Source organism: Bradyrhizobium sp. Crot121 (assembly GCF_059512385.1).
In genome coordinates this window covers 1-457 of sequence record NZ_JCAMOR010000365.1, presented here as the reverse complement: position 1 = coordinate 457, position 457 = coordinate 1, and the positions used below count along the sequence as shown (strand labels likewise).

The 457-nt window shown below is 53.6% G+C and carries 1 protein-coding gene; it reads right to left on the bottom strand.

Annotation, left to right across the window (positions count from 1 at the left end):
* The coding region (locus AC5ZGW_RS47000) for a hypothetical protein (RefSeq protein WP_496114253.1) at positions 1–189 on the bottom strand (189 nt) is incomplete at its 3' end.
* Positions 190–457 lie beyond the last annotated feature (268 nt).

The following is a 457-nucleotide window of genomic DNA, read 5'->3' as shown; positions in this document are numbered from 1 at the left end:
ATGTACACCAACGACTTTATCGACGAGATCAACAAATACGACAGAGCGGCCGTTGTACGGCAAGCAAAAGAATTCGATCTGAAATCGGTCCAACAATAAACCGCCGCGAAGGAGCAGGGCGCCTGCCGACAGGAACAGTCGGCCGGCGTATTTACTTCCAGCCTGTGGGCGAATGCCGGTTACTCGCATCCAGCAACCAGAGCGTTGACTTCTTGGAATTGTGTAAGCCGGTATATCGCTTCGTGTGAGTATTCGGCCCATTACGGTCAAGCGGCGTGAGCACCGCGGTGAGCTGCTTTCCATTGCGCTCAATTTTGGGCGCTAAGCTACAGATCGTTCCGTACGCGCGTCTTTCTGTTGACTGAATAGTCAACTTAAGATAACAATTGATTAGCCAACGAGGATCGTCAGATGACCCGTCATGGGCGGCGGTGTCCACGTTAGGCTCGCGGCGCCG